General features: G+C 67.5%; 11 protein-coding genes and 2 pseudogenes. All 13 read left to right on the top strand.

The window, feature by feature from the left end; genetic code table 11:
- Positions 1–78: 78 nt before the first annotated feature.
- The coding region (locus ASC95_RS32580; RefSeq protein ID WP_369820639.1) for a TIM-barrel domain-containing protein at positions 79–637 on the top strand (559 nt) is incomplete at its 3' end.
- A gap of 4 nt (positions 638–641) precedes the next feature.
- Positions 642–1,809, top strand: a 1,168-nt coding sequence (gene yicI / locus ASC95_RS32585; protein WP_369820628.1) for an alpha-xylosidase, incomplete at its 3' end; no start/stop codon positions are given.
- Between the two features lie 80 nt (positions 1,810–1,889).
- A pseudogene (locus ASC95_RS32590) lies at positions 1,890–2,207 on the top strand (alpha-xylosidase); the annotation flags it as partial.
- A gap of 291 nt (positions 2,208–2,498) precedes the next feature.
- Positions 2,499–3,797, top strand: coding sequence for a hypothetical protein (locus ASC95_RS20195; RefSeq protein ID WP_057299524.1), 1,299 nt, complete (start codon positions 2,499–2,501; stop codon positions 3,795–3,797).
- 85 nt (positions 3,798–3,882) lie between these two features.
- Complete coding sequence (locus ASC95_RS20200) at positions 3,883–5,904, top strand: glycoside hydrolase family 2 (RefSeq protein ID WP_057299525.1); 2,022 nt, start codon at positions 3,883–3,885, stop codon at positions 5,902–5,904.
- Complete coding sequence (locus ASC95_RS20205) at positions 5,901–7,667, top strand: glycoside hydrolase family 9 protein (protein WP_057299526.1); 1,767 nt, start codon at positions 5,901–5,903, stop codon at positions 7,665–7,667. Before ASC95_RS20200 ends, ASC95_RS20205 begins: the two co-directional genes overlap by 4 nt.
- Positions 7,668–7,728: 61 nt before the next feature.
- On the top strand, positions 7,729–9,303 hold the full coding sequence (locus ASC95_RS20210) for a beta-xylosidase (protein ID WP_057299527.1): 1,575 nt from the start codon (positions 7,729–7,731) through the stop codon (positions 9,301–9,303).
- A complete protein-coding gene (locus ASC95_RS20215) occupies positions 9,300–10,172 on the top strand; it encodes a PHB depolymerase family esterase (RefSeq protein WP_057299528.1) in 873 nt (290 codons plus the stop codon). The genes ASC95_RS20210 and ASC95_RS20215 overlap by 4 nt, the downstream gene beginning before the upstream one ends.
- A gap of 20 nt (positions 10,173–10,192) precedes the next feature.
- Positions 10,193–11,107, top strand: a complete 915-nt coding sequence (locus ASC95_RS20220) for a ThuA domain-containing protein (protein ID WP_057299529.1) — start codon at positions 10,193–10,195, stop codon at positions 11,105–11,107.
- A gap of 244 nt (positions 11,108–11,351) precedes the next feature.
- A complete protein-coding gene (gene chvE / locus ASC95_RS20225) occupies positions 11,352–12,383 on the top strand; it encodes a multiple monosaccharide ABC transporter substrate-binding protein (protein ID WP_369820640.1) in 1,032 nt (343 codons plus the stop codon).
- Positions 12,384–12,436: 53 nt separating this feature from the next.
- Positions 12,437–13,984, top strand: coding sequence for a multiple monosaccharide ABC transporter ATP-binding protein (gene mmsA, locus ASC95_RS20230; protein WP_057300434.1), 1,548 nt, complete (start codon positions 12,437–12,439; stop codon positions 13,982–13,984).
- A 4-nt stretch (positions 13,985–13,988) separates the two neighbouring features.
- Positions 13,989–15,161, top strand: a complete 1,173-nt coding sequence (gene mmsB, locus ASC95_RS20235) for a multiple monosaccharide ABC transporter permease (RefSeq protein ID WP_057299531.1) — start codon at positions 13,989–13,991, stop codon at positions 15,159–15,161.
- 52 nt (positions 15,162–15,213) lie between these two features.
- Positions 15,214–15,371, top strand: a pseudogene (locus ASC95_RS31495) (xylose isomerase); the annotation flags it as partial.

The raw sequence follows: 15,371 nt of genomic DNA on the forward strand, positions 1-15,371 counted from the left end.
CGCGACGGCGACCGCATCCTGACCAAGAGCGACTGGCGCGGCCTGGGCTWCATCCAGTGGGCCGGCAAGGACGGCCTGGTGCGCMRCCACGTSCACGASCAGCTGTCGCTGGGCGTGGGCGAGAACGTCTACGGCCTGGGCGAGCGCTTCACSCCCTGGGTCAAGAACGGCCAGATCGTCGAGAACACCAACAAGGACGGCGGCACSGCCTGCGAGCAGGCCTACAAGAGCGTGCCCTTCTACTTGACCAACCGCGGCTACGGCGTGCTCGTCAACGAGGCCGGCCCGGTGTCCTTYGAGGTCGGCTCGGAGAAGGTCGCSCGCGTGCAGTTCAGCCGCGAAGGCGAGAGCCTGGACTACTGCGTCATTGCCGGCCCCACGCCCAAGGACGTCGTGGGCCGATTGACAGCGCTGACAGGCCGCGCGCCGCTGCCCCCGGCCTGGAGCTTCGGGCTGTGGATGACGACCTCGTTCACGACSCAATACGACGAGGCCACCGCCACCCACTTCATCGACGAGATGGCGCGCCGCGAGCTGCCGCTGGCGGTGTTTCACTTYGACTGCTTCTGGATGCGCGAGTTCCAGTGGTGCGACTTCGCCTGGGACCCGCGCGGCTTCCCCGAGCCCGAGGCCATGCNCGCGTGCAGTTCAGCCGCGAAGGCGAGAGCCTGGACTACTGCGTCATTGCCGGCCCCACGCCCAAGGACGTCGTGGGCCGACTGACAGCGCTGACAGGCCGCGCCCCGCTGCCSCCRGCCTGGAGCTTCGGSCTGTGGATGACGACCTCGTTCACGACSCAATACGACGAGGCCACCGCCACCCACTTCATCGACGAGATGGCCCGCCGCGAGCTGCCGCTGGCGGTGTTTCACTTYGACTGCTTCTGGATGCGCGAGTTCCAGTGGTGCGACTTCGCCTGGGACCCGCGCGGCTTCCCCGAGCCCGAGGCCATGCTYSAGCGCCTRCACGCCAAGGGCCTSAAGATCAGCCTCTGGATCAACCCCTATGTGGCGCAGAAGTCGCCGCTGTTCGCTGAAGGCGTCAAGCACGGCTACTTCATCAARCGSACSAAYGGYYTGACCTTCCAGACCGACCAGTGGCAGCCCGGCATGGCCATCGTGGACTTCACGAACCCGGCCGCCAAGGCCTGGTAYCAGRGCCAYYTGCGTCGCCTGATCGCACAAGGTGCGGACTGCTTCAAGACCGACTTCGGCGAGCGCATCCCCAGCGAAGGTGTGACCTACTTCGACGGCTCCGACCCCGTCGAGATGCACAACCTSTACGCGCTGCAATACAACCARGCCGTCTTCGAGCTGCTGGAAGAAGTGCAGGGCCCCGACGCCATCGTCTTCGCCCGCTCCACCTACGCCTCSGGCCAGCGCTTCCCGGTGCACTGGGGSGGTGACTGCTGGAGCACSTTYGARTCCATGGCCGAGAGCCTSMGAGGCGGCCTGTCGCTSACGAGTTGCGGCTTYGCCTTCTGGAGCCACGACATCGGCGGCTTCGAGGGCAACCCGCCGCCGGCCGTCTACAAGCGCTGGATCCAGTTCGGSCTGATGTCCTCGCACAGCCGCCTGCAYGGCAGCAGCAGCTACCGGGTGCCATGGCTCGTGGACGAAGAGAGCTGCGACGTGCTGCGCGYMTTCACGCGGCTCAAGCACCAGCTCATGCCGTATCTGTACGCCAAGGCGCACGAGGCGACACAGACGGGCGTGCCGCTGATGCGCGCCATGCTGATGGAGCACCCGCAGGACCCGGCCCAACGAGTTCCGCGCCGGCTTCGCCACCGAGCGCGGCCAGATCAGCCCCNATTCACGCGGCTCAAGCACCAGCTCATGCCGTATCTGTACGCCAAGGCGCACGAGGCGACACAGACGGGCGTGCCGCTGATGCGCGCCATGCTGATGGAGCACCCGCAGGACCCGGCCTGCGCGACGCTGGACCGGCAGTACCAGCTCGGCGAAGCATTGCTCGTCGCGCCGGTGTTCACGGAGAGCGGSGAGGTGGAYTTCTACCTYCCMGAAGGCAARTGGACGCATCTGCTSAGCGGCGAGAAACGCGAAGGCGGCCGCTGGCATCGCGAGACGCATGGCTTCCTGTCCATGCCGCTGTACGCCGCACCGAACAGCGTCATCGCCTGGGGCGCCGAGACCGAGAAGCCGGACTACGACTACACCCGTGGCACGGTGCTGCGCGTGTTCGAGCTGNTACGCCGCACCGAACAGCGTCATCGCCTGGGGCGCCGAGACCGAGAAGCCGGACTACGACTACACCCGTGGCACGGTGCTGCGCGTGTTCGAGCTGGATGACGGCGCGAGCGCGGCCTTCACGGTCGTGGGCTCGGACGGCAGCGTTGCGGCGCGTGGCGCGGTCAGCCGCCAGGGCGGGCAGTACACAGCGCAGGTCAGCGAAGGTGCGCTGCGGGACTGGGCGTTGGAGGTGGATGGCCAGCGCAGTGCTGTGCAGGCCCAAGGCGAGACCTTGCAATGGACCATCGAATGAGCCGGGATCTGCCAACCACCACCGTTGCGGTCACGCTGGCACTGCTGGCTGCGCTTTCAACACCGTTGACCGCAACAGCCCAGGGCGCTCCCCCGGCTGCGAGCCCAACCGACGTCTGGAAGGCGATCAACAAGACGCAGGAGGAAGGGGACGCCGTTCTCAAGCGCGAAGCCGAGCAGCTGTACGAGAAGGAAAAGATCCGCAGCGAGTCCGAAGCCAACCGCAAGCTGCGCGCGGCACTCGCCCAGAACCAGGCAACGCTGGACCAGCCGCGCCTGCTGCTGAATCGGCTCCTGCAGCTGCCTGACACGCTGAAGCTGGCCACTGACAACCGGGGCTTGGCCGAAGCCGTGCTGAAGGCGCAGCGTGATCGCGCCGCGGCCGCGTGGCCCGCCTGGCAGGACCAGGTCATCGCGCGTGTTGCCACAGGGACGGCCAAGAAGACCACCGACGTCGAGCGCGTGGCGCTGCAACTGTCGGCCCGCGTGCTCAACGAAGTGGCGCTGTGGCAGGCCGATGCCACGCCGCATGCCAGCGACACGATCTGGATCGCGGCCCTCAAGGCCCCGGCGGTGTGCCAGCGCCTTGACCAGACGGAGCCGGCCGCCCAGGCTGCCCAGCTCATTGAAGCCCTGCCCGCCGAGCAGCGCGATGCTGCCTGGCAAGGTGAGGCCGCACGCCTGGCGCGCTGGGGGCAGGCACAGCGCCAGACACCGCCGCCGGTTGACCGCACGTTGGAAGACACGCTGCTGGCCGCCCTCCCGGCTCTGAAGCCTGGAACGCCCGGTCTCGCCCCTGAACTGGCTGCCGCGTTGCACGCGCCGGGCTGGAGGCTCGCCCAACAGACGCCCGCCACACGTTGCGAGCTGCTGCGCTGGTGGAGCCAGGAGCAGGTGCGCACCAAGCGCATGGTGCCGCTGCAGGCCCTGCACGCCTGGCGCACCGCGATGGCGGTGGGTTCGGCCACCTACCTGTCTCCTGAGATCCCGCGCAACGGGCCGGGTGCGAACGACGCGAACGGCTATCCGCTGTTTGCGTTACACGCCCAGATCGCCGGCCGGGTGGTGGTGGAGCAGGACATCGACGCCACCGGCAAGATCGTGCGCTCGTTCATTCAGCGCCGTGAAGTCACGGCCGCAGGCACGGAAGGCCTGCCCGCCCTGGCGATGGAGCGCGAGCTGGATGACGCCAGCCTGACCCGAGCGCTCGCCACACCGGCCAGCGCTCCAGAGCCGGCACAGCTGCGCGATGGAACGGCCACGCGCCGGATCGGCATCGAATGGGTGCTGCCATAGACATCCTGAGCCGGCCCGACCGGCCCTTGCAGAGAACCCCATGACGAAGTCTCGAAGAATTCGGCACGCCCTGTTGGGGCGGGCAATGCAGCAGCTGTCACTGGCCTTGGCGGTGATGTTGACAGCCATGCCCGTGATGGCGCAGCGTCAACAGCTTCTGCTTGATGGGCCTTGGCGCTTCCAGGCTGGAGACGCCAAGACGGCGGCCGAGCTGGATGATTCCACCTGGGCGCGGGTCGTCTTGCCGCACAGCTTCAATGCCGTCGACGGCGAAGCGGGCGGCGCCTACTACCGCGGCGCCGCCTGGTACCGGCGCGTCCTGCAGCGCCCGGCCGCAGCCGCGGGCCGGCGCCAGTTCCTGGAGTTTGACGCCGCCACGATGGCCGCCGAGGTCTGGGTCAATGGCCAGCGCGCCGGCCGCCACGACGGCGGCTATGCGCGCTTTCGCTTCGACATCACGAACCTGCTCCGCCCCGGCCGCAACCTGCTTGCCGTGCGCGTAGACAACGGCACGCTGCCGCAGGTGGCGCCGCTGGGCGGCGACTTCACCGTCTTCGGCGGCCTCGTACGGCCGGTGCGCTTGATCGAGACCGACGACGCTCACATCGAGCTGCTCGATCACGGCGGCCCTGGCGTGCAGGTCGACACCGAGGCCCTGACCTCTGCCGCCGCACAGCTGAAGGTGCGCGTGCAGCTGCGCAACGACGGCGCCCTGCCCGCCCGGCGCCTGCTGCGTCTGACACTGCGCGACGCCGCGGGCCGCACCGTGCTGCAGCAGAGCCAGGCGGTGGAGCTGCCGGCCAGCGCAGCCCACGCCGCAAGCGTGCAGCTGAACCTCGCCAAGCCGCACCTGTGGCAAGGCGTGTTCGACCCTTACCTCTACCGCCTGAGCGCCGAACTGCTCCAGGGCACCAGCGTGCGCGACAACGTGCTGCTGCCGCTGGGCCTGCGCCAGGTTGCCGTTGACCCGCAGCGCGGCTTCCTGCTCAACGGCAAGCCCTATCCGCTGCATGGCGTCAACTACTTCCACCCCGGGCGCCCCGGCCACGGCGTGGCCGTGGGCGATGCCGAGGTCGATGAGGACCTGCGCATCCTGATGGAACTCGGTGTCACCGGGCTGCGGCTGGTGCACTACCAGCACCCACCGCGCGTCTACGAACGCGCTGACGAACTCGGCCTGGTGCTGTGGACCGAGATCCCGCTCAATGCGGCGATGAGCGAGGCGCCGGCTTTCCGCGACAACCTCTTCCAGCAACTGCGCGAGCTGGTGCGCCAGAACCGCCACCACGCATCGGTTGCCGTCTGGGGCGTGGGCAATGAGGTCTACCGCTCCGACGACGCCATCCGCGACCTGCTCGGTGAGCTGCACCGCCTGGCCAAACAGGAGGACCCGGCACGCCTGACCACCTATGCGCACTGCTGCGCGCCGGACGACCATCCCATGGCGCTGCAGACCGACCTCGCTTCCTACAACCGCTATTGGGGTTGGTACGACGGCGAGTTCACCGACATCGGCCCCTGGGCCGACCGCCTGCATGCCAAGCTGCCGGCCAAGCCCATCGGCCTGGGCGAATACGGCGCCGGCGCCAGCGTGCTGCAGCAGGAAGACCCGCCGAAACGGCCGCAGCCGGGCGCGCGCTGGCACCCCGAGCAGTACCAGGCTCTCTTCCACGAGGCCTATGCCCGCCAGCTCTCGGCGCGCCCCTTCCTGTGGGGTCATTTCGTCTGGCTGGGCTTCGACCACGCCTCCGCCGGCCGCAACGAAGGCGACGCCCCTGGCATCAACGACAAGGGTCTCGTCACCTACGACCGGCACTTCCGCAAGGACGCCTTCTTGCTGTGGCAGGCCTGGTGGCAGCGCGAGCCCGTGCTGCACCTGGCCAACCGCCGCGCCAGCCCGCGGCCCGCGGGCACCGTGGCCGTGAAGGCCTACAGCAACGGCCGCCAGGCCAGCCTGGAAGTGAATGGCAAGCCGATGGGCACCGTGCCCGTCGTCGACCGCATCGCTACCTGGCCCGCGGTGCCATTGGCGCCGGGCCGCACCACCCTGCGCGTGCGCGATGAGCGCGGCGCCACCGACAGCATCGAATGGGACATCCAACCTTGAACGCCATCCCGCGCCGCTCCTTCGTCGCGCTCGCCGCGGCCAGCGGCCTGGGCCTGGGCCTGACCGGCTGCAGCACCCCGCCGGCATCGACCGCCAGCACCGGACCCGACACCACCGCCGTCCAGCTGAACCAGATCGGCTACCTGCCCGGCGGCGCGAAATGGGCCGCGGTGCGCGACGTGCCGGCCAACAGCTTCGCCATCGTCGACGCGGCCACCGGCCAGGAAGCCTGGAGCGGGCCTCTCGGCCCGGCACGGCACTGGGAGCCGGCGCAGGAGACCCTGCGCCTGGCCGACTTCTCCGGCCTGCGACAACCGGGGCGCTATCGCCTGCAGGTGGCCGGCCTGCCGCCGTCGGCGCCCTTCGACATCGCCGCAGACGCCTATGCGGCGCTCAACACCGCGGCCATCAAGTTCTTCTACTTCAACCGCGCCAGCGTTGCGCTGGACCCGGTCCATGCCGGCGTCTGGGCGCGCCCCGCCGGCCATCCGGACAACCACGTCCTCGTGCATCCCTCGGCGGCCGGACCGGGCCGGCCGGCAGGCGCGATCCTCAGCGCCCCCAAGGGCTGGTACGACGCCGGCGACTACAACAAATACATCGTCAACTCCGGCGTCACCGTCTACACGCTGCTGGCCGCCTGGGAGCATTTCCCGCAACACTTCAAGGCGCAGGACCTCAACATTCCCGAAAGCGGCAACGGCCTGCCCGACCTGCTCAACGAGGTGCTGTGGAACCTGGACTGGATGCTCGCCATGCAGGACCCGGCGGACGGCGGCGTCTATCACAAGCTCACCAACAAGGGCTTTGACGGCATCGTCATGCCGCACGAGGCGCGCAGCGAACGCTACGTCGTCATGAAGACGACGGCAGCCACGCTGGACTTCGCGGCGGTGATGGCACAGGCCAGCCGCGTCTTCGCGGCTTTTGAGGCGCAGCGCCCGGGGCTGTCGGGGCGCATGCTGGCTGCGGCCCACCGCGCCTGGGCATGGGCCGGCAAGCACCCGGCGGTCTATTTCCAGCAGCCGGCTGACATTCACACCGGCGGCTATGACGACAACCGCCTGGCCGACGAATTCACCTGGGCTGCGGCCGAGCTGTACATCACGACGCGCGATGACGCTTTCTGGCGAGCCCTGCCGCAGCCCCTGCCGAAGATGGAACCACCGGGATGGGCCAGCGTCGGCGCGCTGGCCTGGATCAGCCTCGCCCACCACCGCGACCGCCTGACACCCGCTGCCGACCGCCAGCTCATCGAGCGACAGCTCCTCGGCAGCGCCGAAACGCTGGCCCAGCGTTGGGTGCAGTCGCCTTATCGGCTGGCCATGCAGCAGCAGGACTTCGAGTGGGGCAGCAATGCCGTCGCGCTGAACCAGGCGCTGATGCTGGTGCAGGGCTACCGTCTCACCGGCAAGCCCCAACACCTCGACGCCGCGCAGGCCGCGCTGGACTTCGTGCTCGGCCGCCATCCGTCGGGCTACGCCATGGTCACCGGCTTTGGCACGCGCTCGCCGCTGCATCCCCATCACCGCCCCAGCGGCGCCGCTGCGCAGCATCCACCCGTGCCCGGAATGATCGTCGGCGGCTCGCGCCCCGGCGGCAACGACTGCAAGGCGCCCTATCCCTCGCAGGCGCCGGCCAAGGCCTACCTGGACGACTTCTGCAGCTTCACCACCAACGAGATCGCGATCAACTGGAACGCGCCGCTCGTCTATGTGTCGGCCGCCCTGCAGGCGCTGACACCCGCTTCGGCCCTGCCCTGATCAACGGCCGGCGGAATTTCCAACAGCGTCCTCAGAGCGCCATCACCACAACGAGACACAAATGATCAAACGACTGACTTCCCTCTCCGCCGCCGTGCTGGCGCTGAGCCTGTGCGCCCAGGCGGGCGCCGCCGGCCCGGCCGAACGCAAGGTCGACCTTGACATCGCCGCCGCGAAGGCGCCGGTCGATCGCTTCTTCGATCTGGCGGTCGGCTCCGACTATGTCGGCACCACGGGTCGGCCGGAGAACCTGGCGCAGCTCAAGACCGCCGTCGATGAGCTGGGCTTTCGCTCCGTGCGCTTCCACGACGTCTTCCACGACGTCTATGGCACCGTGAAGAAGGAAGGCGACAAGCTGGTGTTCGACTGGACCGGCATCGACAAGCTCTACGACCGCCTGCTGGCCATGGGCATCAAGCCCTTCATCGAACTGGGTTTCTCACCCAAGGTGATGACGACCTCCAATCTCACCATCTTCCACTGGAAGGGCAACACCTCGCACCCGCAGCCGGGGCCCTGGGCCGAACTGATCGATGCCTTCGCGCGCCATCTGATCCAGCGCTATGGCGCTGAAGAAGTGCGCAAGTGGCCGTTCGAGGTCTGGAACGAACCCAACCTGGACGGCTTCTGGGAGAAGGCCGACCAGAAGGCCTACTTCGAGCTCTACGCCAACACGGCGCGTACCCTCAAGAAGGTTGATCCGGCGCTGAAGGTGGGTGGCCCGTCCACTGCCGGCGCGGCCTGGGTACCGGAGCTGCTGGCCTATGCCAAGCAGCAAGGCGTGCCGGTGGACTTCGTCACCACCCACACCTACGGCGTGACCGAGGGCTTCCTCGACGAATACGGCCAGTCCGACCGCATCCTGGCCCCCGACGCCAACTCCATCATTGGCGACGTGCGTCGCAACCGCAGCGAGATCGAGGCCTCGGCCTTCCCCGGCATCCCGCTGTACATCACAGAGTGGAGCACCAGCTACAACCCGCGCGACAAGGTGCATGACAGCTACATCAGCGCACCGTGGATCCTGACCAAGCTGCGCGGCACACGCGGCTACGCGCAGGCGATGAGCTACTGGACCTACAGCGACCTGTTCGAGGAGCCGGGCCCGCCGGACCGCGCCTTCCATGGCGGCTTCGGCCTGATGACGCGCGACGGCGTGCGCAAGCCGGCTTGGTTCGCCTACAAATACCTCAACGCCTTGCGCGGCAAGGAGGTGCCCAGCAAGGACGACAAGGTGCTGGCTGCCGTGGATGGCGGCAAGGCCGCCGTGGTGATCTGGGACTGGCAGCATCCGGACCAGAAGAAGAACAGCAACGGCGTCTTCTTCGGCAAGCCGGTGCCGAACGGCCCGGCACCCGCCGTCACGCTGAACCTGCGCAACGTCAGCGCCGGCAACTACCGCGTGCTGGTGCGCCGCACCGGCCACAAGGTCAATGACGCCTACACCGCCTACCTCGAAATGGGAGCGCCCAAGGACCTGAGCGCCGAACAGTTGGCCCAGCTGCAAAGCCTCACCGAGGACCAGCCCGAGGCGGACCGCATCGTCAAGGTCGGCAAGGACGGCAAGCTGCAGTGGAAGCTGACCATGCGCAGCAACGACATCGCGCTGGTGACGGTGGAGCCCGTCAAGCCATGAGGCGGCTGCATTCGACGGTGGCGCGGCGGGTGCTGGGCGCCTTCCTGCTCCTCTGCGCGCTCGCCGCCTGCGGCGGTGGCTCGGCGTCCGAGAGTTCCTCGACGCCCACGCCCACGCCACCACCCCCGGCACCCGTCGCGACCGGCAGCGCCGGCTGCGGCATCACGGCCAAGTTCAGCACCGGCCTCCAGTCGATCACGTCGGACAACGTCCAGCGCAGCTACTGGATCGAGATGCCGGCCGGCTACGACCGCAACAAGACCTATCCCGTCGTCATCGGCCTGCACTGGCGTGGCGGGAGTGCCAACGATGTCTATACCTGGGGCGGTTTCTTCGGGCTGAAGCCGCTGTACGGCGACAATGCCATCTTCATCGCCCCGCAAGGCCTGGATGCTGGCTGGGCTAACGACGGCGACCGCGACATCCGCTTCATGCGCAGCATGATCAGCCAGGTCCAGCAAGGCGTGTGCACCGACCCGCAACGGGTGTTCGCCACCGGCTTCAGCTTCGGCGGCATGATGTCCAACGCCATCGGCTGCCAGATGGGTGACGTGGTGCGAGCCATCGCCCCGCTGTCCGGCTCGCTGTGGAGTGGATGCGGCAGCTCGGCGCATCGCGTCGCCGCCATCTTCGACCACGCCATGGATGACAACGTCGTGCCCTACTCCGCCGGCGAGGAAGCACGCAACACCTTCCTGGCCCGCAACAGCTGTAGCGCCACCACCAAGCCCATCGGCAACAACGGCTGCGTGGAGTACCAGGGCTGCAGCGCGGGCAAGCCGGTCGTCTGGTGCGGCCACGCGACCGGCGGGCATTGGCCGCCCGGCTTCTCGGCAGCCGAGACCAAGGCCTTCTTCGACCGCTTCTAGCGCGGCCATCGGGTGCATCCATGGGACGTGACCGCAGGACCTTCCTGTTCACCGCACTGGCCTTGGCAGCGGCCGGCCTGCCACTGCTGACGCGCGCCGCCGAAGCCCCGCGCATCCGAGTGCTCATCATCGAGGGCATCAGCAACCACGACTGGCCACGCCGGCTGGAGCTGGTGCGCGAGATCCTCGCCCGCGACGGCGCGTTCGAGGTGGACGTGTCCATCACGCCACCGGATGCAAGCGACCCCGCCGCCTGGGCGCGCTGGCGGCCCGACTTCACGCACTACGACGTGGTGCTGTCGGGCTACAACAACCTCGGCGGCAAGCCGGGCTGGCCGGCCGAAGTGCAGCGCGCCTTCGAGGCCTTCGTGCGCGGCGGTGGCGGCTTCTACGTCTACCACGAGGCGAACAACGCCTTCGCCGAGTGGCCGCAGTACAACGAGATGATCGGCCTGGGCTGGCGCGACAAGCACTTCGGCTCGGCGCTGCTGGTGCGCGAGGACGAGACACTGCAGACCGTACCGGCCGGTGATGGCGACGACACCTGGCACGGCGACCGCACCGATGCGCTCGTGCACCAACGCGGCCAGCATCCCATCCATGCCGGCCTGCCGCGCAGCTGGCGAGCCGCCGACATGGAGGTCTACCGTTACGCCCGCGGCCCGGCCCGCAACGTCGACGTGATCGCCTATGCACACGACGGCGTGGACGGCCGGCAGTTCCCCGTCGAATGGACCGTGAGGTACGGCCGGGGCCGCGTCTTCGTGTCCGCCTACGGGCATGTCTGGTTCGGCCAGGGCGCATCGCCGGGCATGCGCTGCGCCGCCTTCCAGACCGTCATGCCGCGTGCGTTGAAATGGCTGGCGGGACGCGATCCCGAGGCCCAGCTGCCGGCCGACTTCCCCGGACAAGACGCCACCTCGTTGCGCCCCTGACGGCGCTCGTCGTTTCCGGCCCCGCCACGTCCCCCTGCCGCAGTCCATCGCGCCTGGCTGATGGACGGCTTATCAGGGAAAACGCTGGTCCGCTTGAGGCACGCGGCTCTTTAATTCGTCCATCGATCAAACTAGAATGATTTAACGTCCAATCATCTGAAACGGCGGGACAGCCGGATCAGCGATTCCATCTACAGGAGACAAGACGATGCGTCGTCAACAAATCATTCGGCTCGCCGCCGCCATGGCCGCAGCCTTGATGTTCAGTGGTGTGGCTACGGCCCAGGAGAAGGGCTTGATCGGCATCTCCATGCCCACCAAGACCTCGCCGCGCTGGATTGCCGATGGCGAAAACATGGTCAAGGTGTTCAAGGAAAAGGGCTACCGCGCCGACTTGCAATACGCGGACGACGACATTCCCAACCAGCTGGCGCAGATCGAGAACATGGTCACCAAGGGCGTCAAGGCACTGGTGGTCGCCTCCATCGACGGCAGCACCCTCTCCGGCGTGCTTCAGAAGGCCGCGGACAAGGGTGTCAAGATCGTTGCCTACGACCGCCTGCTGCGCGGTACCAAGTACATCGACTACTACACCACCTTCGACAACTTCCAGGTCGGGGTGCTGCAGGGCAACTCCATCATCGACAAGCTCGGCCTGAAGGAGGGCAAGGGCCCCTTCAACATCGAGGTGTTCGCCGGCTCGCCCGACGACAACAACTCGGGCTTCTTCTACGACGGCGCGATGAGCGTGCTCAAGCCCTACCTGGACAGCGGCAAGCTCGTCATCCGCAGCAAGCAGACCGGCGCGATGAAGGTCGGCATCCTGCGCTGGGATGGCTCGGCCGCGCAGTCGCGCATGGACAACCTGATGTCGGCCTTCTACACGAAGGAAAGGCTGCACGCCGTGCTGGCGCCGGCGGACGTGCTGTCCATCGGCATCATCTCATCGCTCAAGGGCCTGGGCTACGGCACGCCCAAGCTGCCAATGCCAGTGATCACCGGCCAGGACGCCGACCTGCCCTCGGTCAAGGCCATCCTGCGCGGCGACCAGTCGTCCACCGTCTTCAAGGACACGCGTGAACTGGCGCGCGTCACCGTCAACCTTGTCGACGCCGTGCTGACCGGGAAGACGCCCGAGGTGAACGACACCAAGACCTACAACAACGGCGTCAAGGTCGTGCCGAGCTATCTGCTCAAGCCGGTGGCCGTGGACGCGAGCAACTGGAAGCCAGTGCTCGTGGACAGTGGTTACTACAAAGCCTCGCAAGTGAAGTGATCGCCACCGAAGTGCAGAACCGCGCCGGTGCAACGGGCGCCGGCAGCGCAGCCATGCAAGAACCTTCTCCTCCCGACGCCATCCTCGAGATGCGCGGCATCACCAAGCGGTTCCAGGGCGTCACGGCACTGCAGGACGTGCAGTTGCGCGTGCAGCCAGGCGAGATCCATGCCGTCTGTGGCGAGAACGGTGCCGGCAAATCCACGCTGATGAAGGTGCTGTCCGGCGTCTATCCCCACCCGGAATACGAGGGCGCGATCGTCTTCGACGGGCAGGAACGCCGCTTCACCGGCATTGCCGACAGCGAGCGCGCCGGCGTCATCATCATCCACCAGGAGCTGGCGCTGGTGCCGCTGTTGTCCATCGCCGAGAACATCTTCCTCGGCCATGAACCGGCCCGCTTCGGCATCATCGACCGGGCTGCTGCGCATGTGCGCGCCCGCGAGCTGCTGGCCAAGGTGGGCCTGGCCGAAACGCCCGACACCCTCATCGGCGACCTCGGTGTGGGCAAGCAGCAGTTGGTGGAAATCGCCAAGGCCCTCGCCAAGGACGTGCGGCTGCTCATCCTCGACGAGCCCACCGCCAGCCTGAACGAGCGCGACAGCAAGGCGCTGCTGGAGCTGCTGCTGCAGCTGAAGGCGCGCGGCATTGCCTGCATCCTCATCTCCCACAAGCTCAATGAAGTGGCGCACGTTGCCGACGCCGTCACCGTGCTGCGCGACGGCCGCAGCATCACGACGATCGACTGCCGCGAGCATCCGGCCAATGAGGACGTGATCATCCGCGCCATGGTCGGTCGGGAGATGGCTGACCGCTACCCCAAGCGCAAGTTCGGCCCCGGTGCCGTGCGCTTCGAGCTGCAAAACTGGTCGGCACGCCACCCCGAGCACCCCGACCGCAAGGCCGTGCACGATGTCAACCTCACTGTGCGCCGCGGCGAGATTGTCGGCATCGCGGGCCTGATGGGCGCCGGCCGCACCGAGCTGGCCATGAGCGCCTTCGGCCATTCCTGGGGCACCGGCATTCGCGGCGTCGCGCAGGTCGATGGCCAGACGGTCGACGTGTCCACCGTCCCGCGCGCCATCGCTGCGGGCCTGGCCTATGTCACCGAAGACCGCAAGGGCCTGGGCCTGATCCTGGACGACAGCATCGCCCGCAACACCAGCCTCGCTCATCTGCGTGGCGTGGCGCGCCGCGGGGTCATCGACGACGGCCTTGAACACGCGGTCGCCACCACCTACCGCCAGCGCCTGGCCACGCGTTGCTCCGGCATCGCGCAATCGGTGTCGCACCTGTCAGGCGGCAACCAGCAAAAGGTCGTCCTTGCCAAGTGGCTCTTCACCGAGCCCAAGGTGCTGATCCTCGACGAGCCGACCCGCGGCATCGATGTCGGCGCCAAGTTCGAGATCTATTCCCTGATCGCCAAGCTCGCCGAGGAGGGCATGGCGGTCCTGATGATCTCGTCGGAGATGCCCGAACTGCTGGGCATGTGCGACCGCCTGTACGTCATGAACGAAGGCCGGATCGTGGCCGAACTCTCTGCCGCCGAGGCCACGCAAGAACGAATCATGCGCGCCATCGTCAGCGCCAACCCTGTCTGATCCCATGAACTCCCCTGCCCCGTCCATCGGTCAATTCATCAAGCAGCACCTGCGCGAGTACGGCATGTTGCTGTCCCTGGTGCTCATCGTCGCCTTCTTCCAGTACGCCACCGACGGCACGCTGTTACAGCCCCTGAACCTGACCAACCTGGTGCTGCAGAACAGCTACATCATCGTGATGGCGCTGGGCATGCTGTTGGTCATCGTCACGGGTCACATCGACCTGTCCGTCGGCTCCGTCTGCGGCTTTGTCGGCGCCTTGGCCGCCGTGCTGCTCGTCGAATATGAGTGGCCCGTGGTGCCTGCAACGCTGGCCTGCCTCGCCGCCGGCGCCGTCATCGGCGCGGTACAGGGCTGGTTCATCGCCTGGTTCAAGGTGCCGTCCTTCATCGTCACGCTGGCCGGCATGCTGGTCTTCAAGGGTTTGGCGTTGACACTGCTGCAAGGGCAGTCCGTGGGCCCGTTCCCCGACAGCTTCCAGTTGCTGGCCTCGGGCTTCATCCCCGACCCGCTGCAAGGCGAGGAGCTGCGTCTCACGTCACTTCTCGTGGGCGTGGGCGCGGCCGGCCTGCTGCTGGTCACTGGCTGGCTTGGCCGCAGGCATGCGATCAAGCATGAGATGGCGGTCGAGCCGGGCCTGGTGTTCGCCCTTCGCCAGGCCGCATTCGCTGCGGCACTCATCGGCCTGGCCTGGCTGATGGCCTCGTACAAGGGCATGCCGACCGTGCTGATCATCATGACCGTGCTGGCCATCGCCTATGACTTCGTCACCTCCCGCACCACGCTGGGCCGGCGCATCTATGCCTTGGGTGGCAACGAGAAGGCGGCCCGCCTGTCCGGCATCCGCACCGAGCGGCTGACCTTCCTGACCTTCGTCAACATGGGCGTCCTGGCAGCCCTGGCGGGCCTGATCTTCGCGGCTCGCCTCAACACGGCCACGCCCAAGGCCGGCCTGGGCTTCGAACTGGACGTCATCGCCGCCTGCTTCATCGGCGGCGCGTCGGCCTCGGGCGGCGTCGGCAAGGTGATGGGTGCTGTGATCGGCGCTTTTGTCATGGGCGTCATGAACAACGGCATGTCCATCCTCGGTATCGGCATCGACTACCAGCAGGTCATCAAGGGCTGCGTGCTGTTGGCCGCCGTGTTCATCGATGTCTACAACCGCCGACGCGGCTAACTCCACCACGACCTGTACGGCCGCGCGAGCGGCGCCTTACTTTTTACGACCTATGAGCTACTTCCAGCACATCGCTCCCATCCGCTTCGAGGGCGCCGAAAGCCCCAATGACCTGGCCTTCAAGCACTACGACAAGGACCGCATCGTCCTGGGCCAGCGCATGGAGGACCACCTGCGCTTTGCCGTGTGCTACTGGCACAACTTCGTCTG

Source organism: Pelomonas sp. Root1217, assembly GCF_001425705.1.
In the GTDB taxonomy this organism is placed as follows: domain Bacteria; phylum Pseudomonadota; class Gammaproteobacteria; order Burkholderiales; family Burkholderiaceae_C; genus Pelomonas.